Source organism: Streptomyces sp. NPDC003077, from assembly GCF_040611095.1.
Classification (GTDB): Bacteria; Actinomycetota; Actinomycetes; order Streptomycetales; family Streptomycetaceae; genus Streptomyces.
This window is the reverse complement of sequence record NZ_JBEXNM010000033.1, coordinates 1-25717: the sequence shown is the minus strand read 5'-3', so window position 1 is coordinate 25717 and position 25717 is coordinate 1. Positions and strand designations below refer to the sequence as shown.

Genomic DNA, 25717 nt, shown 5'->3' with positions numbered 1-25717 from the left:
TGCTATCTCGTTCCCCAGGTATAGGTCTGCTTGCGGAGCTTGAGGTAGACGAAGCTCTCGGTGGAGCGCACGCCGGGCAGCGTGCGGATCCGCTTGTTGATCATTTGCAGCAGGTGGTCGTCGTCCTCGCAGACGATCTCGATGAGGAGATCGAAGGATCCCGCGGTCATGACGACGTACTCGACCTCCTCCATGGCCGTCAGGGCGTCGGCCACGGGGTCGAGGTCGCCTTCGACGTTGATGCCCACCATCGCCTGCCGGCGCAGTCCGACCGTGAGGGGGTCGGTGACCGCGACGATCTGCATCACGCCTTGGTCGAGCAGCTTCTGTACGCGTTGTCGCACCGCCGCCTCGGACAGGCCGACGGCCTTGCCGATCGCGGCGTACGGACGGCGGCCGTCTTCCTGGAGCTGCTCGATGATCGCCAGGGAGACGGAGTCGATCGACGGAGTGCCGTTTCTGTCACGAGTGGCCACGTCCCTCACTGTGCACGAGGGTCGTCGGTCTGGCAAGCCCGAATCGATGAAATCAGTTGTCTCATGTCTCGTGAGCTACTGATTCCGTTGTTGGTGGCTGGTGGGTATGTTGAAAGCGTCGCCCCCCTGGCTAGGGTGGGTGTCTCACCCACCGGACATCTGACAGGAGGGGTCGCACAGTGACCACTGAGCAGGGGCGGCTGCGCAAGCTCCGCAACTACATCGCCGGGGAGTTCCGGGACGCCGCCGACGGACGGACCACCGAGGTCGTCGACCCGGCGACGGGCGAGGCGTACGCCACGGCCCCGCTGTCCGCCGCCGCGGACGTGGACGCCGCGATGGCCGCCGCCGAGGCCGCGTTCCCCGCTTGGCGCGACCTCGTCCCGGGCGAGCGCCAGAAGGTGCTGCTGAAGATCGCCGACCGGATCGAGGAGCGCGCCGAGGAGCTGATCGCCGCCGAGTCCCGGAACTGCGGCAAGCCCCTCGCGCTGGTGCGCTCCGAGGAGATCCCCCCGATGGTGGACCAGATCCGCTTCTTCGCGGGGGCCGCCCGGATGCTGGAGGGCCGCTCGGCCGGCGAGTACATGGACGGCTTCACCTCCATGATCCGCCGCGAGCCCATCGGGGTGTGCGCGCAGGTCGCGCCGTGGAACTACCCGATGATGATGGCCGTGTGGAAGTTCGCCCCGGCGCTCGCCGCGGGCAACACGGTCGTCCTCAAGCCCTCGGACACCACGCCCGTCTCCACCATCCTGCTCGCCGAGATCATCGGCGGCGTGCTGGACGAGCTGGGCCACCCGCGCGGCGTCTTCAACGTCGTGTGCGGCGACCGCGACACCGGCCGCCTCATGGTCGAGCACCCCGTCCCCGCGATGGCCTCGATCACCGGCTCCGTGCGGGCCGGCATGCAGGTCGCCGAGTCCGCCTCCAAGGACCTCAAGCGGGTCCACCTGGAGCTCGGCGGCAAGGCGCCGGTCGTGGTCTTCGAGGACACCGACATCGCCAAGGCCGTCGGCGACATCGCCATGGCGGGCTACTTCAACGCCGGCCAGGACTGTACGGCCGCGACCCGGGTGCTCGTCCACGAGGCGATCCACGACGAGTTCGTGACCGCGCTCGCCAAGGCCGCCGCCGACACCAAGACCGGCGCGGCGGACGACGAGGACGTGCTCTACGGGCCGCTGAACAACGCCAACCAGCTCGCCCAGGTCCAGCGCTTCATCGACGGCCTGCCCGCGCACGCCAAGATCGAGGCCGGCGGCCACCGGGTGGGGGAGAAGGGCTACTTCTTCGCCCCGACCGTCGTCTCCGGCCTCAAGCAGGACGACGAGATCGTCCAGCGCGAGGTCTTCGGCCCGGTCATCACCGTCCAGTCCTTCCGGGACGAGGACCAGGCCGTGGAGTGGGCCAACGGCGTCGAGTACGCGCTGGCGTCCTCGGTGTGGACCAAGGACCACGCCCGCGCCATGCGGATGTCCAAGAAGCTCGACTTCGGCTGCGTGTGGATCAACACCCACATCCCGCTCGTCGCCGAGATGCCGCACGGCGGCTTCAAGAAGTCCGGCTACGGCAAGGACCTGTCGGGCTACGGCTTCGAGGACTACACGCGGGTCAAGCACGTCATGACGTCGCTGGACTGAGGGTGGTCTTGTCGGACCGAGGGCTGATCTCGTCGGGCTGGGGTCCGGCCTGGTTGGGCTGAGGGCTGACCTCGTCGGACCGAGGTCTGGGCTCGTCGGGCTGGGGTCCGGCCTGGTGGGGCTGAGCTCCGACCTCGTCGGTTCGAGACCGGGGGCGCCGGGGCGACGGCGCTGTTCCGGGCCGGGGCGGGTGCGCGCAGGCGCGTCCGCCCCGGTTTTTCATGCGTGGGGCGTGGGGCGCGGGGCCGGCTCCGGTTCGTCCCGATGTGGTCCTCGACACACCGTCGCGGGCGGGGCCCGGCGGGCTGACGGTCTGTCGCTTGCCGTTCCCGGCCGTGACACGTGAGAGTGCTGTGCATGGCAGAACTTTCACGGCGCGCGCTGCTGCGCGGCATGGGCGGCATCTCGACGGCCGGAGCGCTCGTCTCCGTGGCCGGTTGCGGGGTGCCCGCGGCGTACGTGGCACCGGCGGACCGCGGTGCCCGGGACCGCTCCGGCCGCGAGCGCCGGCTGACGTTCGCCAACTGGCCGCTGTACATCGACGTCGACGACGACGATCCCCGGCGGCGCCCGACCCTGGAGGCGTTCGAGAAACGCACCGGGATATCGGTGACGTACACCGAGGAGATCAACGACAACGACGAGTTCTTCGGCAAGATCAGCCCCTCGCTGATGAACCACCAGCCGACCGGGCGCGACCTGATCGTCATCAGCGACTGGATGGGCGCTCGCTACGTGCGGCTGGGCTGGGTCCAGGAAATGGACCGGGCGGCCCAGCCCCACGTCGCCCGCAACCTGGACCCGCTGCTGCGCACCCCGCACTTCGACCCGGGCCGCCGGCACTCCGTCCCCTGGCAGTCGGGCATCACCGGCATCGCCTACAACCGCCGCAAGCTCGGCCGGGAGATCCGGCACACCTCCGACCTGTGGCGGGACGACCTGCGCGGCCGGGTCACGCTGTTCGCCGGGCTGGACGAGGCCTTCGGGATGCTCATGCAGGGCAACGGCGCGGACATCACCCGCTGGACCGAGGACGACTTCGAGAAGCTGATCAAGCAGCTGCGGAGCCTCGTCGGCAAGAAGCACATCCGCCGGTTCACCGGCAACGACTACATCAAGGACCTGTCGTCGGGCGACGTGCTCGCCGCCCAGGCGTACTCGGGCGACGTCATCCAGCTCCGCGCGGACAACCCCGACATCGAGTTCGTGGTGCCCGAGGAGGGCGCGGAACTGTGGGCCGAGAGCCTGATGATTCCCAACCTCGCGGCCCACAAGCGCAACGCCGAGCAGCTCATCGACCACTACTACCGGCCCGAGGTGGCCGCGGACCTGGCGGCCTGGGTCAACTACGTCTGCCCCGTCCCCGCCGCCCGCGACATCCTCGCCGCCTCCAAGGACAAGGAGCGCGCCGAACTGGCCGAGAACCCGCTGATCTTCCCCGACGACACGATGCGCGAGCGGCTGGCGACGACCCGGGACATCACGCCCAAGGAGCGGACGGCCTTCGCGAAGGAGTGGAACTCCGTCGTCGGGCTGTGAAGGCGACGCGGCGGGGCGGGGGCCGGGCGCGGGCCGTGCCGGGTGCCCTGCCAGACTCGCCCGCATGAGGGCGAAGCGCGTCGGAGGAATCCGTGGGGAAACCCGTAGGGGCGCGTCGGCGGTCGCGGAACCGGACGGCGGCGCGCGGGCGATCGGGCCCGCCGTCACGTACGGACTGCTCGCCGCGTGGGCGCTGCACGACGCGGAGGAGGTGGCGTGCGGGCCCCGCTGGCTCCGGGCGCACCTGCCCGCGCTGCGGGAGCGGTTCCCGGACGTGCCGGAACGGGTGTGGCGGGTGCTGGAGGACGTGGACGAGCGCGAGTTCGGCTACGCGGTGGCCGTGATGGGCGTGATCGTGGCCGCCGCCGCGGCGCACGGGCACCGTACGGGCGGCCGGTCGGCCCTCTTCCAAGGGGCGCTGGACGGCTTCGGGCTGCACGGCCTGATGCACCTCGCCCAGGCCGCGGCCGTGCGCGGTTACACCCCCGGCTCCGCCACCTCGCCGGTCGTCGTCATCCCCTTCGCCCTGTGGGCCCGCGCCCGGTTGCGGCGCGCCGGGGTTCTGCGTCCGACGACCGCACGGGGTGCCGTGGGCGGGCTCGCCGCGGCGGGGGCGGCGATGGTGGTGTCGCACGGGGTGGGGCGGTGGTTGGCGAGGGGGTGAGGGCGGGGGCGCCGTGCTCGTTGTGCTCGGCGTGGTCGCGGTGCTCGGCGTGCTTGTGGGCGCCGTGACGGGTGTGGCGACGAGCCGCGGTTTCGCCGTCAAGGTTCCCGCACGGCGCCCGCACCTTCGGGCCGAGACCGTCACCCTCAGCCCGTCCGGCGATTGAGGACAGTCGGGGGTGCTTGGGGGCCGAGCCCGCCAGCCCGTCCGGCGATTGAGGACACCCCGGTGAGCGCGCGTGCGGGCTCTTGGGCGGGTGGCGGGTGATTTTTTGGTACCGGTGAACGCCGGGGGCGTTGTCCTCAATCGCCGGACGGGCTTGGTTTTGTGGGGCGCCGTCCATGGGCGCGGGTGGGGCGGGCTTGAGGTTGCGGGTCACCGCGATGGGCGACGGTCAAGGGGCGCTAGCGCTGCCACGCGGCGGTGTAGGCGTCGATCTCGGCGGTGAGCCTCGCCTTGCCGGTTTCGTCCAGGAACGAGGCGGTGACGGCGTTCTTGGCGAGCGCGGCGACCCCGGCCGCGTCCAGATCCAGCAGCCGCGCGGCCACGCCGTATTCGAGGCAGAGGTCGGTGCCGAACATCGGGGGGTCGTCGCTGTTGATCGTGACGAGGACGCCCGCGTCGACCATCTCCTTGAGCGGGTGCTCCTCAAGGGTGCGCACGGCCCGGGTGGCGATGTTGGAGGTCGGGCAGACCTCCAGCGGGATGCGGTGCTCGGCGAGGTGGGCCAGCAGCTTCGGGTCCTGGACGGCGCTGGTGCCGTGGCCGATGCGCTCGGCGCGCAGGGCCACCAGGGCGTCCCAGATGGTCTCCGGGCCGGTGGTCTCGCCGGCGTGCGGCACGGAGTGCAGCCCGGCGGCGATGGCCCGGTCGAAGTACGGCTTGAACTGCGGGCGCGGGACGCCGATCTCCGGGCCGCCGAGCCCGAACGACACCAGGCCCTCCGGCCGCAGGTCGCACGCGATCCGGGCGGTCTCCTCGGCCGAGGTCAGCCCGGCCTCGCCCGGAATGTCGAAGCACCAGCGCAGCACGACGCCGAGTTCCGTCTCCGCCGCCTTGCGCGCGTCCTCGATGGCCTCGACGAAGGCGACGTCCGGGATGCCGCGCCGGGTGGAGCTGTACGGGGTGACGGTCAGCTCGGCGTACCGGATGTTCTGCCGGGCCATGTCGCGGGCGACCTCGTACGTCAGCAGCCGCACGTCCTCGGCGTCCCGGATCAGGTCCACGACGGAGAGGTAGACCTCGATGAAGTGCGCGAAGTCGCGGAAGGTGAAGTAGTCGACCAGCGCTTCGGGGTCGGTGGGCACCGCCGAGTCAGGGTGCCGGGCCGCCAGCGCGGCCACGATCCGCGGCGACGCCGAACCGACGTGGTGGACGTGCAACTCCGCCTTCGGCAGCCCGGCGATGAAGGCATCGAGATCGGACAAGGGTCCCTCCAGGTCGGGCGGACGGATCGGGCCGGTGGCCCCGGCATGACGGGATCATCGTATGCACGTGCGGGTGCGCGGTGGGGCCAGGTCTTAGCATGACGGGACAGCGAATGGGGAGAGTGATGTCCGACAGTCAGCAGCAGCCCGAACCGCGTGACCCGTGGGCTCCGCCGGAAGACAGGGTGCCGCTGACCAAGCCGTCGGCGCGCTGGTGGAAGCGCAAGCAGGCGGACGAGCGGGCGGTCGTCGTCCAGGGGGAGCAGCAGCCGGAGGCCCGGAGCGGGGCGGGCGCCTGGAGTGGGACGGGTGCCGTCACGGGGCCGGGTGGGGATGTGCGGTCGGTCGTTGACGGGCAGCCGCAGCCGCAGCCGCAGCCGCAGTCGGTCCGGGAGGCGAGTGCCGGTGCGGAGCCGCAGCCGGTCCCGGAGGCGCGTGCCGATGCGGGGGCGAGCGATGGCGGGCGGGCGAAGGCGGAGCCTGACGCGGTTCCGGAGGTGAGCCCCGGCGGGGAGCCGAAGCAGGCCTCCGAGCCGCACGCTGACGGGCGGCCGATGCCGGAGCCGGACGCCGACGGGGATCCGAAGCCGGTCTCGAAGTCGAGCCCTGACACGAAGCCGAGCCCTGACGCGGCAGCGGGCACGGCCCCGGAGGCGGGTTCCGCGGCGGAGCCGAGCGCCGACGGGGAGCCGAAGGCGGGCATGGAACCGACCGCCGACGCGCACCCGACGCCGAGCACGGGCACGGAGCCGAGCACCGAACCGAGCGCGGGCACGGAGCCGGAGCCGGAATCGGAGCCGGGCACCCAACCGAACGCGGCCCCGGAGCCGGGCACAGAGCTGAGCGCCACTCCCTCTCCGGAGCCGAGCGCGGGAACGGCCCCGAAGCCGAGCACGCCCCCCGCCCCCACCCCCGGCTTCGCCCCCCTCCACCAACCCACCCCGCCCCCACCCGGCTCCCACATAGCCAACCCGGCGGGCGCGATACCCGGCACCGGCTTGCCCGCCACGGGCCACCGGCCCGGCGCCGGCGAACACCCGCTGCCTCCACCGCCGATGGCCCCCGGGGCATCCGGGACGCCCGGCGCGACTTCCGGGCCCCCTTGGAACCCCGCCGCCCCCACCGCGTACGGCCGCCCGCCGCAGCCAGGGACGACGTGGCCGGGACAGCCGCCGCACGGCGCCGCCCCGTACGCCACCGGGGACTTCCCCCTCGGACCCGCCCCCGGCCAGACCGCGCCGGGTTTCCCCGGCCCTGCCGGAGCCCCGGCCGGTGCCTTCGGGTATCCGGCGCACCCACCCGCCCATGGGGGCTATCCGGCGCCGATGGGCTATCCGCCCCCCTGGCTGCCGGCCCGGGACGGGAACGGCTACGGCATCGGAGGGCTCGTCCTCGGCATCATCGGGGTCGTCCTCGCCCCCACCGTTCTCCTCGGCTTCCTCCTGGGGGTGCTCGCGATCGTCTTCGGTGGGATCGGCAGGGCCAAGGCGGGCAAGGGGCAGGCCACCAACGGCGGCATGGCGCTGGCCGGGCTGATCCTCGGAGTGGTCGCCGTGGTGGGGAGCGTCCTGATACTCGTCGTCAGGATCGGCGACTTCGTGTCGGACTACGACGATCCGGGCCCTGACCAGTCGGATCACTCGGACACCTACAACGCCGCCCCGCGACCCGATCTGCCCCCGGTCTTCGTGTCCCGCCTGTCGCCGCCGACCGGGCGGTGAGCACGCCGCTCCGGGCCGGCGGGCACGCCCGGGCGGTGCGCACACCGCCCCGGAACGCGGGTGCGGCGACCCGCTGGTCCGCGCGAGTCCGGCGCGCCCGGGCGGTGAGCGGGCCGACGACCGGCCCCGCGCTCACCCCAGCCGCTGCCGGGCCTCCATCAAGGCGAAGCCGAGGAGGTTCTCGCCGCGCCAGCGGGAGGGGGCCGCGGCGCGCTCGTCGTCGGCGGCGAGGCCGATGCCCCATATGCGGTCCAGTGGGCTGGCCTCCACCAGCACCCGGGAGCCCGTGCCGAGCAGGAAGTCGCGCAGCGCGGCGTCCTGGCCGAATTTGTGCACGCTGCCCTCGGTGACGAAGGCGAAGCGGTGGGCCCGCCAGCGTTCCTCGTCGAAGCCGCGGACCGTGCGTCCGGCGTCCTTGGCCTGCTTCGGGTGACCGGCGGCGAGCACCTTCCGCTCCGCCTCCGCGTCCTGGAACAGCCGGGCCTTGCAGGCCATCATCCAGTGCTCGGCGGTGGCGTACCGGACGCCGCCGACCGTGAAGGGGGACGGCCACCACTGGCTGAAGCAACTCGGGCCGAGGGTGCCGTCCCGTCGGGGCCTGTGGCCCCAGAAGTAGACATACTTGTATTTTTGTCCGGCAGCGGTCGCCGCGATCAGCTCCGCCACCGAGCGCGGACCGTCCACCGCCGCGCCCTGCCTCGCGTTTTCCGCGATCCCCGTGTGGTCATGCATCATGCCGGGATTCTGTCAGCGAGCACTGACAACGTGTCGGGGGCGTGGGTGGCGGAAATCGCAGAATTCGTTGCGTAACCAAAAGGCAACAACGGAATCACTTGTTGGGGGCAGACACCTCTGTCAACATCGGCCATCGATTCCGGATAGAGCTACGCCAGGCAGTGCCGCGCAGTGGGCCGGACGCCTGGCGCCCCGGCGGAGGAGAGCACCATGAATCAGCGGTTCGATGTGACGGAACGGTTCGCCCCGGGTGCGCAATTCATCGGCGGCGCCCTCCGCCCCGGTGGTTCCGGCCGCACCTTCGAGGTCGTCGACCCGGCGACCGGCGAGCCGGTGCACCGCTATGAACTGGCCGGGACACGGGACGTGGACGCGGCGGTCGCGGCGGCCGGGCGCGCCTTCCCCGAGTGGGCCGGGGCCACCCCCGGCGAGCGCTCCGACGCGCTGCACCGGTTCGCCGCCGTCCTCGCCGAGCGGGCCGGCGAGTTCGCGTACGCCGAGTCCCTGCAGTGCGGCAAGCCGCTGCGGCTCAGCACCGAGTTCGACGTGCCGGGCACCGTGGACAACACCGCGTTCTTCGCGGGCGCGGCCCGGCACCTGGAGGGCAAGGCGGCCGGCGAGTACAGCGGCGACCACACCTCGTACGTGCGCCGCGAGCCGATCGGCGTCGTCGGGTCCATCGCGCCGTGGAACTACCCGCTCCAGATGGCGGCCTGGAAGGTGCTGCCGGCCGTCGCCGCGGGCAACACCATCGTGCTCAAGCCCGCCGAGCTCACCCCGCTGACCTCCCTGATGTTCGCCCAGGCCGCCCAGGAGGCGGGCATACCGGACGGCGTGATCAACGTCGTCTCCGGGGCGGGCCGGGACGCGGGCGAGCACCTGGTGGCGCACCCCGACGTGGCGATGACCTCCTTCACCGGCTCCACCGGCGTCGGCAAGCGGGTCGCCGAACTCGCCACCGCCACCGTCAAGCGGCTCCACCTGGAGCTGGGCGGCAAGGCGCCGTTCGTCGTCTTCGACGACGCCGACCTGGAGGCGGCGGTGCACGGCGCGGTGGCCGGCGCCCTGATCAACAGCGGCCAGGACTGCACCGCCGCGACCCGCGCCTATGTGCAGCGCCCGCTGTTCGACGCGTTCGTCGCAGGCGTCGCCGACCTGATGGCGGCCGTCCGGCTCGGCGACCCGTTCGATCCGGCGACCGACCTCGGCCCGCTGGTCTCGCACGCCCAGCGCGACCGGGTGGCCGGTTTCGTCGACCGTGCCCGGTCCTACGCGACCGTGGTCACCGGCGGCGACGCCCCGCAGGGCGAGCTGGCCAAGGGCGCGTACTACCGCCCCACCCTGATCACCGGCGCCCCGCAGGACAGCGAGATCGTCCGGTCCGAGGTCTTCGGCCCGGTGCTGGTGGTGCTGCCGTTCGACGGCGACGACGAGGGCATCGCGCTGGCCAACGACACCCCCTACGGGCTGGCGGCCTCCGCCTGGAGCCGGGACGTCTACCGGGCGGGCCGCGCCACCCGCGAGATCAAGGCCGGCTGCGTCTGGGTCAACGACCACATCCCGATCATCAGCGAGATGCCGCACGGCGGGTACCGGGCCTCCGGCTTCGGCAAGGACATGTCCGCCTACTCCTTCGAGGAGTACACGCAGGTCAAGCACGTCATGTACGACAACACGGCGGTCGCGAGGAAGGACTGGCACCGCACGGTCTTCGCGGACCGCGCCGACCGCGGCTGACCGACGGCCGATCCCGGTCGACCGCAGCCGACCGACGGCCGATCCCGGTCGACCGCAGCCGACCGACGGCCGATCCCGGCCGACCGTCGGCGACCGGTCGGCCGCGGCCCGGCGGCGCCGCGTCCCGCACCGCGCCCGCCGCGTCCGGTCCCGTCTCCCCAGCAGCGGATCCCGTACCCCGAACGCACCGCCACCATCCGCCCGCACCGGGCCTCCGTCCCCGCCGGCGCCTCTCCTCAGGGGCACCCCGCCCGCGCACCCCACCCCCAGCTTTCCGTTTCCAACCCCGGGACCCCACTGATGACGCAGACCACCGGAGGCGACGTCCGCCTCACCGGGATCAGCAAGACCTACGGCGCGTTCACCGCCGTCCACCCGCTCGACCTCACCGTCCCCGCGGGCTCCTTCTTCGCCCTGCTGGGCGCCTCCGGCTGCGGCAAGACCACCACCCTGCGCATGATCGCCGGTCTGGAGGACCCCACCACCGGCACCGTCGAACTGGCCGGCAAGGACGTTACCGCCCTGCCGCCCTACAAGCGCCCGGTCAACACCGTCTTCCAGAACTACGCGCTCTTCCCGCACCTGGACATCTTCGAGAACGTCGCCTTCGGGCTGCGCCGCCGCGGCATCAAGTCCGTCAGGAAGCAGGTCGAGGAGATGCTCGACCTCGTCCAGCTCGGCCCGATGGCGCGCCGCAAGCCGCAGCAGCTCTCCGGCGGGCAGCAGCAGCGGGTCGCGGTGGCCCGCGCGCTGATCAACCACCCGCAGGTGCTGCTCCTGGACGAGCCGCTGGGCGCCCTCGACCTCAAGCTGCGCCGCCAGATGCAGCTGGAGCTCAAGCGCATCCAGACGGAGGTCGGCATCACCTTCGTGCACGTCACGCACGACCAGGAGGAGGCCATGACGATGGCCGACACCGTGGCCGTGATGAACGGCGGCCGGGTCGAGCAGCTCGGCGCCCCCGCCGACCTGTACGAGAACCCGGCCACCACCTTCGTCGCCAACTTCCTGGGCACCTCCAACCTCATCGAGGCGGGGGTCCTCACGGCCTCCGGCGACACGCTGGTGGTCAAGGCGGGCGCGGCCACGCTGCGGCTGCCCGTCCGCCGCTGCGTCCCCGCCGTCCGCGAGGGCGACACGGTGCTGGCGGGCGTGCGCCCGGAGAAGATGGCGCTGGTCCCGGTCGAGGACGCCGGATCGGTGGCCGAGGGGCACAACCGCGTGACCGGCCGGATCCGGGACGCGAGCTTCATCGGGGTCTCCACGCAGTACGTCATCGAGGCGCCCGGCATCGGCCGGCTCTCCGCCTACGAGCAGAACGTGCGGCGCGACGCGCGGCTGGTGCCCGGCGCCGAGGTGGTCCTGCACTGGGACCCCGAGCACACCTTCGCCCTGGACGCGGACCAGGACATCGACGCCGGCGCGGACACCGACGAGGAGGCGGCGTGAGCACCACCGAGACGCCACCCGCCCCGCCCGAGGGCGCGGTCCGCTCCCGGGGCCCCGGCCGCCGCAAGCGCCTGGTGCCCTACTGGCTGCTGCTGCCCGGCATCCTGTGGCTGCTGGTCTTCTTCGCGGCGCCGCTGGTCTACCAGGCCTCGACCTCGGTGCAGACCGGCTCCCTCGAAGAGGGCTTCACGGTCACCTGGCACTTCGCGACCTACTGGGACGCGCTGGGCACCTACTGGCCGCAGTTCCTGCGCTCCGTGGGCTACGCCGCCGTCGCCACCGTGCTGTGCCTGGCACTCGGCTACCCGCTCGCGTACCTGATCGCCTTCAAGGCCGGACGCTGGCGCCACCTGGTGATGGTGCTCGTCATCGCGCCGTTCTTCACCAGCTTCCTGATCCGCACGCTCGCCTGGAAGACGATCCTGGCCGACGGCGGACCGGTCGTCGGCCTGCTCGACCACCTGCACGTACTGGACGTGACCAGCCGGCTCGGGCTGACCGAGGGCCACCGGCTGCTGGCCACCCCGCTCGCGGTGGTCTGCGGGCTGACGTACAACTTCCTGCCCTTCATGGTGCTGCCGCTCTACACCTCCCTGGAGCGCATCGACCCGCGGCTCCACGAGGCGGCGGGCGACCTGTACGCCCGGCCGGTGACCACCTTCCGCAAGGTCACCTTCCCGCTGTCCATGCCGGGCGTGGTCGCGGGCACGCTGCTGACGTTCATCCCGGCGGCGGGCGACTACATCAACGCCGAGCTGCTGGGCTCCACGGACCAGAAGATGATCGGCAACGTCATCCAGTCCCAGTTCCTGCGGGTCCTGGACTACCCGACGGCCGCCGCGCTCTCCTTCATCCTCATGGCCGCGATCCTCGTCATGGTCACCGTCTACCTGCGCAAGTCCGGGACGGAGGACCTGGTCTGATGGCTCCCCTGCGATGGCTCCGCCGCCACCTCGTCACGATCGCGGGCCTGTGCACGCTCGCGTACCTGCTGCTGCCCAACCTCGTCGTGCTGGTCTTCTCGTTCAACAAGCCCAACGGGCGGTTCAACTACGCGTGGCAGCGCTTCTCCACCGACGCCTGGACCGACCCGTGCGGCGTCGCCGACCTGTGCGGCTCGCTCGGCCTGAGCCTGCGCATCGCCCTGTGGGCGACGCTGGGCTCCACCGTCCTCGGGACGATGATCGCCTTCGCGCTGGCCCGCTACCGCTTCCGCGCCCGCTCCGCCGTCAACACCCTGATCTTCCTGCCGATGGCCATGCCGGAGGTCGTCATGGCCGCGTCGCTGGCGACCCTGTTCCTCAACATGGGGATGCGGTTCGGCTTCTGGACGATCCTGATCGCGCACGTCATGTTCTGCCTGAGCTTCGTCGTGACGGCGGTCAAGGCCCGGGTCATGAGCATGGACCCCCGGCTGGAACAGGCCGCGCAGGACCTGTACGCCACCCCCCTGCAGACGTTCCTCCGGGTGACGCTGCCGATCGCCGCGCCGGGCATCGCGGCCGGCGCGCTGCTCTCCTTCGCACTCTCCTTCGACGACTTCATCATCACGAACTTCAACGCCGGCTCCACCGTGACCTTCCCCATGTTCGTCTGGGGATCGGCACAGAGGGGCACACCCGTTCAAATCAATGTCATCGGAACGGCGATGTTCCTGATCGCCGTGCTCTGCGTACTGGTCGGCCAACTGGCCGGCAAACGCCGCAAGAGGAGCTGAGAACCATGGCACGAGCTGCCATGACCAACCCCGTCCGTGCCCTCGCGGACGCCTCCCCCGCCCCCTTCTGGCTGGACGACGAGGACCGTCCGGCCGCCCTCCCCGCCCTCGTCGGCGACGAGCAGTGCGACCTGCTCGTCGTCGGCGGCGGCTACTCGGGGCTGTGGACCGCACTGATCGCCAAGGAACGCGACCCCGCCCGCGACGTCGTCCTGATCGAGGGCCAGGAAGTCGGCTGGGCCGCGTCCGGCCGCAACGGCGGCTTCTGCGCCGCCTCCCTCACCCACGGCCTGGGCAACGGCCTCGCCCGCTGGCCGCACGAACTCGCCAAGCTCGAAGAACTGGGCATGCGCAACCTCGCCGCCATCGAGGACGCGATAGCCCGCTACAAGATCGACTGCTCCTTCGAACGCACCGGCGAGATCGACATCGCCACCGAACCCCACCAGATCGCCGAACTCCAGGAGACCGCCCGCGACGCCGAACGCCTGGGCCTGGACCGCTACGCCTTCCTGGACCGCGACGCGCTGCGCGCCGAAGTCGACTCGCCCACCTTCCTCGCCGGACTCTGGGACCGCACCGGCGTCGCCATGCTCCACCCCGCCCGCCTCGCCTGGGGCCTCAAGCGCGCCTGCCAGGACCTCGGCGTCCGGATCTACGAACGCACCCGCGCCACCGGCATGGCCGCCGACGGCCTCGGCATGATGGTCCGCACCTCCTACGGCCGCGTCTTCGCCCGCCACGTCGCGCTCGGCACCAACGCCTTCCCCTCCCTGGTGCGCCGCATCCGCCCGTACATCGTCCCCGTCTACGACCACGCGCTGATGACCGAGCCGCTCAACGCCGAACAACTCGCCGCCATCGGCTGGCGCAACCGCCAGGGCCTGGGCGACAGCAACAACCACTTCCACTACTTCCGCATCACCGACGACCACCGCATCCTGTGGGGCGGCTACGACGTCGTCTACCGCTACGGCGGCGGGGTGCGCGCCGAGTACGACCACCACCCGGCCACCTACGAGAAGCTCGCCCGCCACTTCTTCCGCTGCTTCCCCCAACTGGAGGGCCTGCGCTTCACGCACGCCTGGGGCGGCGCCATCGACACCTGCGCCCGCTTCGCGGCCTTCTTCGGCACCGCGCACGCCGGCCGGGTCGCCTACGCCGCGGGCTACACCGGGCTCGGCGTGGGGGCCACCCGCTTCGGGGCCGAGGTGATGCTCGACCTCCTCGCCGGCGAGCCCACCGAACGCACCTCCCTGGACATGGTCCGCTCCAAGCCGCTGCCCTTCCCGCCCGAGCCACTGCGCTGGGCGGGCATCGGCATCACCCAGTGGTCGATGACCCGGGCCGACGTGCGCGGCGGGCGGCGCAACCTGTGGCTGAAGGCGATGGACCGGGCGGGGCTGGGGTTCGACAGCTGAGGGGAGCGCTTTTGGTGCTCCTCCTTTTGGCGCTCCTCCTCTTGGTGCTCCGTATGTATCCGTCCTCCCGTATGTATCCGTCCTCCCGTACGTAACCGTCTTCCTGTACGTACGCGTCCCGGGCCGTGCGCCGTAGGGGAGCCCGGTCGCCGCCCCGGGCCGGGTCCGCACTCCGTGCGCCCGGCCCGTCCGGCGATCCGCGTAAGGATGTCGCACCCCCGCGGTCTTCCTCACGACACCGGTCCGGAGGCGGGCCGGGGAAACGAGGGGACATGGACGGGGCAGCCGCCCGTAGTGCGGTGGAATGGCTGGTTTCGGTGGCGCCGGACCCGCGGGCCTGCCGGTGGGAGTGGGAGCGCAACCGGCTGGGAGTCGCTCTCCTGCCGGCCGGGGTGGGGTGGGACGTACTGATCCTGCCGGGCGAGCTCGGCTACCCGACGCTGGACGTGCTGGGCCGCGTGGCGGACCGGCCCGGCCCGGTGCTGGCCGACTTCGGTGACGCGCGGATGGGGTTCTTCGTACCGGCCGGCACGACCGCGCGCTGGATCGGCACCGGGGTGCGCGGCGCGGGACGCGGCACCTGGATCGTGGTGCCCTACCCGGGCCGCGTCACCGGTGGCGTCCGCTGGGTGGTGCCGCCGGACGGTACGGGGCGGCTCACCGATCCCGTGGTCCTGGAGTCGGCGATGCACGAGGCCGCCGCCTTTCTTGCCCGGGGTCGGTGGGACGAACGCCGCTGACGGGCGGGGGCGATGGGAGGGCCACCGCCGGCGGCCGGGGGCGACGGGAGGGGGAGCCGGGCGGCGGCCCGGATGGTGCCGCGGGGGCCCCGTTCCCCGCGCCTTCGGCTGAGGAAGGCGCGACGGGAGGGGGCACTACTGATCACGGCAAGCGCCGGGCGCCCCCGTACCGTCGGCGAACCGAGTCCGCGGCGCCCACGTCCGGCAGACCAGGACCCAGGCCGCCAGCAGCACCACCGCCAGGCACCAACTGGCGGCCACGTCCGCCGGCCAGTGATAGCCGCGCCGCACCAGACCGAAACCGACCGCCAGGTTGCCCATCCCGACCACGAGCGCCACCGGCCACCGGGCGCGCGGGTGCCACCGGACCACCAGCAGGGCCACCGCCCCGTACGCGACGGCGGCGGTGGCCGCGTGACCGGACGGATAGAAGCCGTCCGGCACGCCGGCGGCCACCATCACCGGCGGACCCGGCCGCGCCAGCCAGGTCTTGAGCGGGACGACGAGGGCGGGCACGGCGCCCATGACCAGGGCGGCGGCGAGAGGCGGCAGCCACCAGCGGGCGGTGCGGCTCTGTTCCTTGGATGGGCCCGCCCCGCCACCACCGCTTGGCTCCGCGCGTCCTTCGCCCGGGCCGAGGCCCGTACGGCCGTTCTCGGCTCCTGCGCGTCCGCACCCCGCGCGCCGACCCCGCCAGGCGGCGTACGCCACGGCGAGCGCGAGCAGCGGCAGCGCCACGGAGGCGTTGCCGAGGTCGGCCAGGAACTCGGCGGGGGCGGTGGGGAAGGCGCTGCCGCCGATGGCGCGCCCCAGCCGCTCGTCCAGCGCGCGCACCGGGCCGTGGGCCGCCACCTGCCACGTCAGGAGGACGAACAGCAGGAGGGCGCCGAGCGCACAGAGCACCGGAGAAGAGCGGAAGGGACCCCGGACAGGGGTCGGCCGCCCCGGAACAGGGGGGGTGGTTCCGAGGCGGCCGGGGTGACCGGTGAACCGCCGGCCCCGGGGGGTGTGGGGCGGGCGGCCGTCCGATCGGTGAGGATGACCGGAACCGAGGGCTCCGGCTTCATGCGCGAGAGCACGGCCAGATCGGAGCCGGGGAAGCGCCGACCGGGCGTCGCCCGCAGTCCCCTGCGGGCGGCGTGTTCCTCTCATCTGCAGAAACCGTACGGCAGCGGGCCGGGGCCCGACAGCCGGATCACCCACCCGCCATTGCCCCCGCACATCTTCTTCACCTCACGACTCCGGTTACTGGTGGTCACAGCGTGCGCGGGGCTGCGCACGGGTCCACTGAGGGGCCAGTATGTCGCCCTGCCGCATGGGAGTGCGAACGAGGCGGGGGACGACCCGGAACCCGTCCCCGGGCGCCCGCTCGGGCCCGCCCGCGAACCGGCCCGGAACGCCGGCGGGGGCGGGGTGCGGCATCCCGCCACACCCCGCCCCGCTGCCTGTACGCGATCCAGGCTTACCGGTTCGGATCTCCCGGTTCGGATCTGCCGACTCAGACCTCCCGGCTCAGACCTTCGCCAGGGCCGACTCGATGATGTCCAGCCCCTCGTTCAGCAGGTCCTCGCCGATGACCAGCGGCGGCAGGAAGCGCAGCACGTTCCCGTACGTACCGGTGGTCAGGACGAGCAGGCCCTGCTGGTGGCAGGCCTTGGCGAGCGCCGCGGTGGCCTCCGGGTTGGGGTCCTTGGTGCCGGAGCGGACCAGCTCGATGGCGATCATCGCGCCGCGCCCGCGGACCTCGCCGATGATGTCGAACTTCTCCGCCATCGCCGACAGCCGCGGCTTCATGATCTCGCCGATCCGCCGCGCCTTGGCGTTCAGGTCCTGCTCGCGCATGGTCTCGATCGCGCCGAGCGCCGCGGCGCAGGCCACCGGGTTGCCGCCGTAGGTGCCGCCGAGGCCGCCCGCGTGCGCGGCGTCCATGATCTCGGCGCGACCGGTGACGGCCGCCAGCGGCAGGCCGCCCGCGATGCCCTTCGCCGTCGTGATCAGGTCCGGGACGATGCCCTCGTCCTCGCACGCGAACCACTGGCCCGTACGGCAGAACCCGGACTGGATCTCGTCCGCCACGAAGACGATGCCGTTGTCCTTGGCGAACCGCGCGATGGCGGGGAGGAAGCCCTTGGCCGGCTCGATGAAGCCGCCCTCGCCGAGCACCGGCTCGATGATGATCGCCGCGACGTTCTCGGCGCCGATCTGCTTGGTGATCTGCTCGATCGCCTGGTCGGCGGCTTCCTTGGCGCAGTTCTCCGGGCCGGTCAGCCAGCGGAAGGGGTAGGCCAGCGGCACCCGGTGGATCTCGGGGGCGAACGGGCCGAAGCCGTGCTTGTACGGCATGTTCTTGGCGGTCAGCGCCATCGTCAGGTTCGTCCGGCCGTGGTAGCCGTGGTCGAAGACGACGATCGCCTGGCGCTTGGTGTACGCACGGGCGATCTTGACGGCGTTCTCGACGGCCTCGGCGCCCGAGTTGAACAGCGCGGACTTCTTGGCGTGGTCACCCGGCGTCAGCTCGGCCAGCCGCTCGCAGACCTCGACGTACGGCTCGTAGGGCGTGACCATCACACAGGTGTGGGTGTAGTCCGCGAGCTGCGCGGTGGCGCGCCGCACCACGGCCTCGGCGCTGTTGCCGACCGAGGTCACGGCGATGCCGGAACCGAAGTCGATGAACGCGTTGCCGTCCACGTCCTCCAGGATCCCGCCGCCGGCCCGCCGGGCGAAGACGGGCAGCACGGCCCCCACGCCGGCGGCGACGGTGGCCTGCTTGCGGGCCCACAGCTCCTGGGACTTCGGGCCGGGGATGGCGGTGACGACGCGACGCTCCTGGGGGAGGGCGGGGCCTCCGGACAGTTCGGTCATGGCGGTCTCCTGGAGTGGGACGGGCACGTTCGGGGGTTTGTTTCCGCAGGTTAAGCGCCTGTGGCGGGGGTCGGCATGTTCCGTTCGGGAGAAGTGCGCGGGTTCCCTTGTCCTCGGCGGACATAGAGCGGCGGCCCGGCGACTACATTGAACGGCGGCGCACACCGGAGCGCGCAGGCACCACCGGCACAGCGAGCGGCAGAACGACCCGGCCGTCCCGGCGACGGCCCCGCAGGCCAGGAACCCGGCACGGCTCAGGGGGACGAGGGGGCAACCGGATGAACACCGAGGACACACACGACGCGGAGCGGGCGCGCCGCGGCGGTGACGTGGGTGGCGTACCCCCTCATGGGCGGGCCCCCCGCGGCTCCTGGGCCTTCGACAAGCCCGCCGCCGCCCCTTCCGTACCGGCCGCGCGGCCGGCCCCCGTCGTCCCGCCACGCCCCACCGTGCCGCCGGTCGTCCCCCCGGCCCCGGCGGCCCACCCGGCGGACGGCGCGGAAACGTCGCTGCTGCGCTGGCTGCGGGCGCCGCGCCGGGCCGACGGGCCGGGCGTGTGGACGTACGAACACACGCCGAAGGCCGCCGAACGGCCCGACCAGGTGCCCGCGCGGCAGCTCCTCACGGGGGCGGTGATCAGCTTTCTGTGCGGGTGGCTGCTGTGGTCCCTGTTGTGGAACCAGTACCTCGGCAGCTACTGGCTCTGGCCGCTGGCGCTGCTCACCCCCGACTCCTGGCGGACGAACGGCGGAACGGAGGCGTTCGTCTGGGCCTCGTACATCTATTACGCGCTGATCATCGCCCTGCTCGTGGTCGTCTTCGGGCGGCTCGGGCGGTGGGCCGAGGTGGGCCGGCGGTTCGTCGTCCCGGTTCTGCGGCGGCTGCGGGAGCGGCGGCCCCCGGCGGTCCCGGTGCCCGCCGAGGACCGCGCCCAGTGGCCGCACCTGCGGGCCGCCGGAGCGCCGGACGCCGCCGACAAGCTCGCAGAGGAAGCGCGCACCGGGCGGATGAACGACGTGGACGTGGCCCGCATCGAACGCGCCTGGGCCTCCGTACGCAGCGGCGCCAACTCCCTGGCCTCGTTCACCGACACCGTCCTGCGGCACGGCGCCGCCGCCTGCGCCCACCCCTCCGGGACGCGTGACCTGCCCCGCCGCTTCGCGCGACACGACCTGCTCGCCCAGCAGGTGCGCATCGGCGCGGCGGCCGACGACCCGCGCAACCCGCATCGCTACCGGGGCGCCGGCATCGCCCTGGAACCCGCCGTGCTCGGCACGTCCCTGCTGGCCGTCGGGCCGTCCGGGGCCGGCAAGACGACCGGGCTGGTGCGGCCGGTCGTGGAGTCGATGTGCCTCCAGGCGCTGGCCGGCCGGTGCGCCGTGGTCGCCGTCGGCGCGTCCGGGACCGACCTCGGCCCGGACGACGCCTTCGACGTGGTCGTACGGATCGGCCGCCCCGGCACGGACGCCGACCTCGACCTGTACGGCGGCACCACCGACCCGGACGAGGCGGCGGGCATCCTCGCCGACGCGCTGGTCGGCGACCTGGTGGCCGCGCTCCCCGGCGGCGACAGCCGGCGCGCGGCGACCGCGCTGGCCCAGCTCCTCGGCCCGTACCGGGCGGCGTACGGCCGCTTCCCCGCCGTGCCGGAACTGCGGGAGCTGCTGGACGGTGCCCCCGACGCGCTGGCCCGGCTGCGCGGCGCCCTCAAGGAGTCCGGCGACGACGCGCTGTTGCGCGAACTGGACGCGCGGGCCCGCCAGTCCGCCCGGGACGGCGACGTGGGCCCCCTGCTCGCCGACCGGATCGCCCTGCTGGACCGCCCCGCGTTCGCCGGGTTCTTCGACCCCACGGGCGCCACCCGGCAGGTCTCCCTGCGGGCGCTGGACCACCCGCTGCGGGTCCGCGTCGAACTGCCCGAACGCGGGCACGCCGAGGCGTCACGGCTGCTGACCCGGCTGCTGCTCGCCCAGTTCACCGAGAGCGCGGTGGCCCGCGCCGACCGTTCGCTGTTCGCCTGCCTGGTGCTGGACGACGCCGCGCAGGCCGTCACCGCCGAGGCGCTGCGCGGCCTCCAGCGGCTGCGGGCCGCGAACGCGGGCGTCGTCCTGGCCCTGCGCTCCCTGGACGATGTCCCGGAGCCGCTGCGCGGCGCGCTGCTGGGCGCGGTGGGCTGCCGGATGGCCTTCGCCGGGGTGACGACCTGGGACGGGGCGCGGTTCGCCGAGGTGTGGGGCAAGGAATGGGTCGAGACCCGCGACGTGACGGACCGCCAGGTCATCGCCGAGGGCGCAGCGATGAAGGCCTTCCACCTGCTGCGCCAGATGGTGACCGGCAAGGCCGTCACCGCCAAGGCCGTCACCGTCCGCACCGTCGAACGCGAACGGTGGTCCGCGTCCGACCTGGCCAATGCGGTGCCGGCGGGGCACGCGGTGCTCTCTCTGACGTCGGCGAGTGGGGAGCATGTGCCGCCGGTGTTGGTGGATCTGCGGGGGTGAGGTGCGGGTTCGGGCACCCGCTCCCCCTTGCGTTGCCTCAGTTCTGTGCGGCGTCCTGGGCCCGCTTCATCGGGGCGCCACCTGGTGGTGGGGGTTTGCCGCCTTCGGCGGGAGGGGGTGTGTGGGGCGGACGCCCGGTGTGTTTGTGGGTCGGGGCCGCCCCGGGGTACCTCCTCGCGGCAGTTGCGCTTACCCGACGCGATGTCGTCACCGGCCGCCGCGCCCCAGTCCGCTGCGGGGGCACCCCGGGACGTCCCCTTCCGCCGGTTGCGCGTCCGCCCCTTTGTGGGGGGAGAAAGAGAAGATCAGGCGCCCCGACACAAGTAACTGAGGCCGACCTGGACCGGCTTACTCCCGCCCGGGTGCAGGGTCTGCGTCCCGGTGCTCCGGAATCACGGCTGTAGCGGTGATCTCCACCAGCTGGCCCGGATAGCCGAGCACGGTCACGCCTACGAGGGTGGAGGTGTGCGGCCCGGTGGACAGCCCGGAGGCGTCGATCTCGTCCCAGGCTGGGTCCATGGCCTCCGCGTCGCCGGCAACGACGTACACCGTGCTGGAGAACACGTGGTCCAGCCCGCTGCCGACCGCTTCGAGCTGGGCCGCGAGGTTGGCCAGGACCTGCCGCGTCTGTGCCCGCAGGTCACCCGGCCCGACGAGCTTCCCGTCAGCGTCCAAGGGAACCGCCCCGGCCGCGAAGACCAGACGCTCCCCGGCCTCGACGACGGCCGTGTGCGAATAGCCCGGCGGCGGGAAGAGCCCGGGAGTGGTCGAGAGACGAGGCATGGAAACCGTCCTTCGGATCGGATCGGTGCGTGATCGGTCGGATTCGCGCCCCATTAGGACGTGCAGGCCACACGCCCGTCCATCGCTTTTCCGACGAGGAGAACGGAACCGGCCGGGGCGCCCAGAGGCCGACCGGTTCCGTTCCCCGAACGACGGCCTTCCGCCCCCACGAACGGCCCCGATCAGGAACGGGCCGACCCGGGTTTTTCCACCCCCACAAGGGGCGGACGCGCAACTGACGGAAGGGGACGTCCCGGGGTGCCCCCGCAGCGGACTGGGGCGCGGCGGCCCCGTCACAAGATGACGTCGGGTAAGCGCAACTGCCGCGAGGAGGTACCCCGGGGCGGCCCCGACCCAAAAACACACCAGGCGTCCGCCCCACACACCTCATCCCGCCGAAGGCGACAAACCCCCACCACCAGGCGGCGCCGGGCCCCGCCACAGGGCCCGTCATCCGAGCACCCGGGGAACGCCCCGGGCACCCGACGAGCGCACCCCGCGGCCTACGGGGGCCCGCTCCCCCCAACTCCCCACGAAACAACCCACCGCTAAGGCACAATCGTCCCCGACCGTTCATACAGGACGGCACAAACGAGGCGGCGCGACAAGCCGCCTCACCCGATGAGGCGGCGCGACAACCCGCCCACCCCGAAGAGGCGGCGGGACGAGCCGCCGCCGACGACGCCCCCGAAGGTCCCATGCCGCACACCCTCGCCTCCCTGGTCAACCACTCCGCCCTCAAGCTGACCGTGCTCGCGGGCGAGGAGCGGCTGGGTACGCCCGTGCGCTGGGCCCACACCAGCGAGCTGATCGACCCGGTGCCGTACATGGAGGGCGACGAGCTGCTGCTGACGACGGCGCTCAAGCTGGACGCCGAGGACCCGGACGCGACCCGCGCGTACGTGCGGCGGCTGGTGGCGGCCGGGGTGGTGGGGCTCGGGTTCGCGGTCGGCGTGAATTACGAGGACGTGCCGCAGGCGCTGATCGCGGCGGCCAAGGGGGAGGGGCTGCCGCTGCTGGTCGTGCCGCGCCGCACCCCGTTCATCGCGATCAGCAAGGCCGTGTCGGCGGCCGTCGCGGCCGACCAGTACCGCGCGGTGACCGCCGGCTTCGAGGCGCAGCGCGAGCTGACGCGGGCCGCGCTCAGCGCCGAGGGCCCGGCCGAGCTGCTGGCCCGGCTCGCCGGCCACCTCGACGGCTGGTGCGCGCTGTACGACGCGTCGGGCGCGGTGGTGGCCGCCGCCCCCGAGTGGGCGGCCCGGCGCGCCGCCCGCCTCACCGACGACATCGGGCGGCTGCGCGAGCGCCCGGCCCCGGCCAGCGCCGTGGTCGGGGACGCGGAGGGCACCGACCGGGTGGAGCTCCAGTCGCTGGGCACCGGCCGCCGGTCGCGCGGCGTGCTCGCGGTCGGTACGGCCGCGCCGCTGGGCACCGCCGAGCGGTACGCCGTACACGCCGCCGTCGCGCTGCTCACCTTGACCACCGAGCGTTCCCGGGCGCTCCAGGACGCCGAGCAGCGTCTGGGCGCGGCGGTGCTGCGGATGCTGCTGGCCGGGGAGCCGGACCACGCGCGCGCGGTGGCGGGGCGTCTGTACGGCGGGCTGCTGGACGCGCCCTTCCGGGTGGTGGTCGCCGAGCCGCCGGCCTCCGACGCGGAACGCGGCGAGGAGGAACCGTGCCCCTTGGACGTGCTCGCCGACACGATGGAGGCCGCCGCGGCCCGTACGGGCGAGGCGGTGCTCGCCGTGCCGGACGCCGGGCGGCTGGTGGTGCTGGCCGCGGACGGCGGCGCGGCGGTCGCGGCCTGCGCCGCGTACGCCGCGGACCTGGAGGCCCTGAGCGGCGTGGGGACCCGGCCGCGCGGGCGCGCGGAGCGGGCCGAGGCGGGGTGGGGCGGCACGGCGCTGGCCATCGGCCTCTCGGCGCCGTCCGGCCCGATGGCCGCCGGGCACGCCTACCGCCAGGCCGAGCAGGCGCTCTCCGTCGCCCGCCGCCGGGGCCGGGCCCTGGTCGAGCACGAGGAGATGGCGGCGGGTTCGGTGCTGCCGCTGCTGGCGGACGACGCGGTGCGGGCGTTCGCCGACGGGATGCTGCGGGCCCTGCGCGATCACGACGCCACCGGACGCGGCGATCTGGTCGCCTCCTTGCGGGCCTGGCTGTCCCGGCACGGCCAGTGGGACGCCGCCGCCGCGGACCTGGGGGTGCACCGGCACACGCTGCGCTACCGGATGCGGCGGGTGGAGGAGATCCTCGGCCGCTCCCTGGACGACCCGGACGTCCGCATGGAGCTGTGGCTCGCCCTGAAGGCGACCACGGGCACCCCCTGAAGGCGACCACGGGCACCACAGGGGAGTGACGGCGAGGGACCAGCGCGCCCGATGGGGCGGCGCCCGCGAGACGGCAGCGGGGCTTCGCCGCTTTTCTCCGCCAATCCGGCCACCCCGCGCCCTCCACTGCTACGAACCGGACAAACATCCCTCCCCGGCCGCGCCCCTACGGTGGACGCAGCCGGACCGCGTCGACAGGAGCCCCGCCGCACACCGCGCCGCACCGGCCGCCGCACGTATCCACCACTTCGGAAGGGCCGGGATCCACGGTGCCGATTTCCCCCGACGTCTCCTCTGACGCCGCCGTCACCTCCGACGCAGCCGTCACCTCCGACGCCGCCGTCCACGCCTTCTGGCTCGCCGGCCGGCAGGCCACCGGCCAGGACACCTTCGACGTCACCTCGCCCTGGGACGGCCGGCTGGTCGGCCGGGTGAGCGTGCCCACCGAGGAGCAGGTCGAGGAGGCCGTCGCGGCTTCCGTCGCGGTGCAGGCCGAGTTCGCGGCCACCCCCGCCCACGTCCGGGCGGCGGCGCTGGACCACGTGCAGCGGCGGCTGACCGAGCGCGCGGAGGAGATCGCGCGGCTCATCTCGGCGGAGAACGGCAAGCCCATCAAGTGGGCGCGCGGCGAGGTCGGCCGCGCGGTCTCCGTGTTCCGGTTCGCGGCCGAGGAGGCCCGCCGCTTCAACGGCGGCGAGGCACAGCGCCTGGACACCGACGCGGGCGGCACCGGCCGGCTGGCCCTGACCCGCCGCTTCCCGCGCGGCACGGTGCTCGGCATCGCCCCGTTCAACTTCCCGCTCAACCTGTGCGCCCACAAGGTCGCCCCGGCGATCGCGGCCGGCGCCCCGATCATCCTCAAGCCCGCCCCGGCCACCCCGCTGTCCGGCCTGATCCTGGGCGAGCTGCTGGCCGAGACCGACCTGCCGGCCGGTTCGTGGTCGGTGCTGCCGGTGCCGAACGACCGGATGCCGGCCCTCGTCCAGGACGAGCGGCTGCCGGTGATCTCCTTCACCGGTTCCGACCGCGTCGGTTACGCGATCATGGACTCCGTGCCGCGCAAGCACTGCACCCTGGAGCTGGGCGGCAACGGCGCCGCCGTCGTCCTGCCGGACTACGCCTCCGAGGCCGACCTCGACTGGGCCGCGACCCGCATCGCGACCTTCTCCAACTACCAGGGCGGCCAGTCCTGCATCTCGGTGCAGCGGGTGATCGCCGACGCGACCGTCTACGACCGGCTGCTGCCCAAGATCGTCGCGGCGGTCGAGGCCCAGGTCACCGGCGACCCCTCCGACGAGGCCACCGAGGTCGGCCCGCTGGTCAGCGAGGACGCCGCGCGGCGCGTGGAGTCCTGGGTCCAGGAGGCCGTCGAGGCGGGCGCCACGCTGCTCACCGGCGGCAAGCGGGACGGCGCCACGTACGCCCCGACCGTCCTCACCGACCTGCCCGCCGACACCACCCTGGCCCGCGAGGAGGTCTTCGGCCCGGTCCTGACGGTGCAGCGGGTCGAGGGCGAGGCCGCCGCGTTCGCCGCCGTCAACGACTCGAAGTACGGCCTCCAGACCGGCGTGTTCACGCACGACCTCCAGGCCGCCTTCCGGGCGCACCGCGCGCTGGAGGTGGGCGGCGTCGTCATCGGCGACGTGCCGTCCTACCGCGCGGACCAGATGCCGTACGGCGGCGCCAAGGAGTCCGGCGTGGGCCGCGAGGGCGTGCGGTTCGCGATGGAGGACTACACCTACGAGCGGGTGCTGGTGCTGACGGGCCTGGACCTGTAAGCCCGGCCCCGCGCGCCCGCCGGGCCTCCGCCGACCCGGCCCCGCGCCCGCCGGGGCCCGCCGACCGGAACCGGCGGGCCCCGGCGCCGGGTGCGGCGCGCCCCCCCCCTCCGGACGCGCCGCACCCCCCCCGCGAACGGCCCTCGGGCCCGTCGTCGCGGCGGCTCCCGCCGCCTCTTCCGGCGAACGACGACGAGCCCTCG

20 protein-coding genes are annotated in these 25717 nt (G+C 73.3%); 14 read left to right on the top strand and 6 right to left on the bottom strand.

The window, feature by feature from the left end:
- Window positions 1-2: 2 nt before the first annotated feature.
- Window positions 3-476, bottom strand: coding sequence for an Lrp/AsnC family transcriptional regulator (locus ABZX96_RS21795; protein WP_355546851.1), 474 nt, complete (start codon window positions 474-476; stop codon window positions 3-5).
- 179 nt (window positions 477-655) lie between these two features.
- Here ABZX96_RS21795 and ABZX96_RS21790 point away from each other — a divergent pair, with 179 nt between their 5' ends.
- The 4 genes from ABZX96_RS21790 to ABZX96_RS21775 all read left to right on the top strand — a co-directional run bounded on the left by ABZX96_RS21790 (window position 656) and on the right by ABZX96_RS21775 (window position 4485).
- Window positions 656-2116, top strand: coding sequence for a gamma-aminobutyraldehyde dehydrogenase (locus ABZX96_RS21790; RefSeq protein ID WP_355546849.1), 1461 nt, complete (start codon window positions 656-658; stop codon window positions 2114-2116).
- A gap of 357 nt (window positions 2117-2473) precedes the next feature.
- The gene (locus tag ABZX96_RS21785; protein ID WP_355546847.1) at window positions 2474-3655 is read left to right on the top strand and encodes a spermidine/putrescine ABC transporter substrate-binding protein; all 1182 of its coding nucleotides are present in this window, start codon (window positions 2474-2476) and stop codon (window positions 3653-3655) included.
- A 64-nt stretch (window positions 3656-3719) separates the two neighbouring features.
- Complete coding sequence (locus ABZX96_RS21780) at window positions 3720-4319, top strand: HXXEE domain-containing protein (RefSeq protein ID WP_355546845.1); 600 nt, start codon at window positions 3720-3722, stop codon at window positions 4317-4319.
- Between the two features lie 13 nt (window positions 4320-4332).
- Window positions 4333-4485 carry a hypothetical protein gene (locus ABZX96_RS21775; RefSeq protein ID WP_355546843.1) on the top strand — a complete coding sequence of 51 codons (153 nt, stop codon included), beginning with the start codon at window positions 4333-4335 and terminating at the stop codon, window positions 4483-4485.
- Between the two features lie 238 nt (window positions 4486-4723).
- On the opposite strand, the gene ABZX96_RS21770 is transcribed toward ABZX96_RS21775, so the two are convergent.
- Window positions 4724-5746, bottom strand: coding sequence for an adenosine deaminase (locus ABZX96_RS21770; RefSeq protein ID WP_355546841.1), 1023 nt, complete (start codon window positions 5744-5746; stop codon window positions 4724-4726).
- A gap of 125 nt (window positions 5747-5871) precedes the next feature.
- Here ABZX96_RS21770 and ABZX96_RS21765 point away from each other — a divergent pair, with 125 nt between their 5' ends.
- Window positions 5872-7467 carry a hypothetical protein gene (locus ABZX96_RS21765; RefSeq protein WP_355546839.1) on the top strand — a complete coding sequence of 532 codons (1596 nt, stop codon included), beginning with the start codon at window positions 5872-5874 and terminating at the stop codon, window positions 7465-7467.
- Between the two features lie 132 nt (window positions 7468-7599).
- Here the strand turns inward: ABZX96_RS21765 and ABZX96_RS21760 are convergent, their stop codons facing one another.
- Window positions 7600-8202 carry an NADAR family protein gene (locus ABZX96_RS21760; RefSeq protein ID WP_355546837.1) on the bottom strand — a complete coding sequence of 201 codons (603 nt, stop codon included), beginning with the start codon at window positions 8200-8202 and terminating at the stop codon, window positions 7600-7602.
- 210 nt (window positions 8203-8412) lie between these two features.
- On the opposite strand from ABZX96_RS21760, the gene ABZX96_RS21755 reads away from it, so the two are divergent.
- From ABZX96_RS21755 to ABZX96_RS21730, 6 genes are all read left to right on the top strand, one after another.
- Complete coding sequence (locus tag ABZX96_RS21755; RefSeq protein ID WP_355546835.1) at window positions 8413-9939, top strand: gamma-aminobutyraldehyde dehydrogenase; 1527 nt, start codon at window positions 8413-8415, stop codon at window positions 9937-9939.
- Between the two features lie 300 nt (window positions 9940-10239).
- Window positions 10240-11388 (top strand): ABC transporter ATP-binding protein, encoded by a 1149-nt coding sequence (locus ABZX96_RS21750; protein ID WP_355546833.1) that lies wholly within the window; start codon window positions 10240-10242, stop codon window positions 11386-11388.
- A complete protein-coding gene (locus ABZX96_RS21745) occupies window positions 11385-12311 on the top strand; it encodes an ABC transporter permease (protein ID WP_355546831.1) in 927 nt (308 codons plus the stop codon). Before ABZX96_RS21750 ends, ABZX96_RS21745 begins: the two co-directional genes overlap by 4 nt.
- Window positions 12311-13105, top strand: a complete 795-nt coding sequence (locus tag ABZX96_RS21740; protein WP_355546829.1) for an ABC transporter permease — start codon at window positions 12311-12313, stop codon at window positions 13103-13105. Before ABZX96_RS21745 ends, ABZX96_RS21740 begins: the two co-directional genes overlap by 1 nt.
- A 5-nt stretch (window positions 13106-13110) precedes the next feature.
- The gene (locus tag ABZX96_RS21735) at window positions 13111-14526 is read left to right on the top strand and encodes an FAD-dependent oxidoreductase (RefSeq protein ID WP_355546827.1); all 1416 of its coding nucleotides are present in this window, start codon (window positions 13111-13113) and stop codon (window positions 14524-14526) included.
- Window positions 14527-14798: 272 nt separating this feature from the next.
- The gene (locus ABZX96_RS21730; protein WP_355546825.1) at window positions 14799-15266 is read left to right on the top strand and encodes a hypothetical protein; all 468 of its coding nucleotides are present in this window, start codon (window positions 14799-14801) and stop codon (window positions 15264-15266) included.
- A gap of 135 nt (window positions 15267-15401) precedes the next feature.
- Here ABZX96_RS21730 and ABZX96_RS21725 read toward each other — a convergent pair whose 3' ends face one another.
- On the bottom strand, window positions 15402-16169 hold the full coding sequence (locus tag ABZX96_RS21725; protein WP_355546823.1) for a phosphatase PAP2 family protein: 768 nt from the start codon (window positions 16167-16169) through the stop codon (window positions 15402-15404).
- 609 nt (window positions 16170-16778) lie between these two features.
- Window positions 16779-18128, bottom strand: coding sequence for a 4-aminobutyrate--2-oxoglutarate transaminase (gene gabT, locus ABZX96_RS21720; protein WP_355546821.1), 1350 nt, complete (start codon window positions 18126-18128; stop codon window positions 16779-16781).
- A gap of 278 nt (window positions 18129-18406) precedes the next feature.
- Here gabT and ABZX96_RS21715 point away from each other — a divergent pair, with 278 nt between their 5' ends.
- Window positions 18407-20626, top strand: coding sequence for an ATP-binding protein (locus ABZX96_RS21715; RefSeq protein WP_355546819.1), 2220 nt, complete (start codon window positions 18407-18409; stop codon window positions 20624-20626).
- Between the two features lie 348 nt (window positions 20627-20974).
- Here the strand turns inward: ABZX96_RS21715 and ABZX96_RS21710 are convergent, their stop codons facing one another.
- A complete protein-coding gene (locus tag ABZX96_RS21710; RefSeq protein ID WP_355546817.1) occupies window positions 20975-21409 on the bottom strand; it encodes a RidA family protein in 435 nt (144 codons plus the stop codon).
- A 698-nt stretch (window positions 21410-22107) separates the two neighbouring features.
- On the opposite strand from ABZX96_RS21710, the gene ABZX96_RS21705 reads away from it, so the two are divergent.
- Entirely contained in the window at window positions 22108-23736 is a 1629-nt protein-coding gene (locus tag ABZX96_RS21705; RefSeq protein ID WP_355546815.1) for a PucR family transcriptional regulator ligand-binding domain-containing protein, read from the top strand.
- A 275-nt stretch (window positions 23737-24011) separates the two neighbouring features.
- Window positions 24012-25514 carry an aldehyde dehydrogenase family protein gene (locus ABZX96_RS21700; RefSeq protein WP_355546938.1) on the top strand — a complete coding sequence of 501 codons (1503 nt, stop codon included), beginning with the start codon at window positions 24012-24014 and terminating at the stop codon, window positions 25512-25514.
- Window positions 25515-25717: the final 203 nt, after the last annotated feature.

What these genes read in the sequence shown, in the direction of transcription:
- ABZX96_RS21785 (WP_355546847.1), top strand. Translation starts at nt 2,474, where the DNA reads ATGGCAGAACTTTCACGGCGCGCGCTGCTGCGCGGCATGGGCGGCATC.
- ABZX96_RS21780 (WP_355546845.1), top strand. Translation starts at nt 3,720, where the DNA reads ATGAGGGCGAAGCGCGTCGGAGGAATCCGTGGGGAAACCCGTAGGGGC.
- ABZX96_RS21765 (WP_355546839.1), top strand. Translation starts at nt 5,872, where the DNA reads ATGTCCGACAGTCAGCAGCAGCCCGAACCGCGTGACCCGTGGGCTCCG.
- ABZX96_RS21760 (WP_355546837.1), bottom strand. Translation starts at nt 8,202, where the DNA reads ATGATGCATGACCACACGGGGATCGCGGAAAACGCGAGGCAGGGCGCG.
- ABZX96_RS21755 (WP_355546835.1), top strand. Translation starts at nt 8,413, where the DNA reads ATGAATCAGCGGTTCGATGTGACGGAACGGTTCGCCCCGGGTGCGCAA.
- ABZX96_RS21750 (WP_355546833.1), top strand. Translation starts at nt 10,240, where the DNA reads ATGACGCAGACCACCGGAGGCGACGTCCGCCTCACCGGGATCAGCAAG.
- ABZX96_RS21740 (WP_355546829.1), top strand. Translation starts at nt 12,311, where the DNA reads ATGGCTCCCCTGCGATGGCTCCGCCGCCACCTCGTCACGATCGCGGGC.
- ABZX96_RS21735 (WP_355546827.1), top strand. Translation starts at nt 13,111, where the DNA reads ATGGCACGAGCTGCCATGACCAACCCCGTCCGTGCCCTCGCGGACGCC.
- ABZX96_RS21730 (WP_355546825.1), top strand. Translation starts at nt 14,799, where the DNA reads ATGGACGGGGCAGCCGCCCGTAGTGCGGTGGAATGGCTGGTTTCGGTG.
- gabT (WP_355546821.1), bottom strand. Translation starts at nt 18,128, where the DNA reads ATGACCGAACTGTCCGGAGGCCCCGCCCTCCCCCAGGAGCGTCGCGTC.
- ABZX96_RS21715 (WP_355546819.1), top strand. Translation starts at nt 18,407, where the DNA reads ATGAACACCGAGGACACACACGACGCGGAGCGGGCGCGCCGCGGCGGT.
- ABZX96_RS21710 (WP_355546817.1), bottom strand. Translation starts at nt 21,409, where the DNA reads ATGCCTCGTCTCTCGACCACTCCCGGGCTCTTCCCGCCGCCGGGCTAT.
- ABZX96_RS21705 (WP_355546815.1), top strand. Translation starts at nt 22,108, where the DNA reads ATGCCGCACACCCTCGCCTCCCTGGTCAACCACTCCGCCCTCAAGCTG.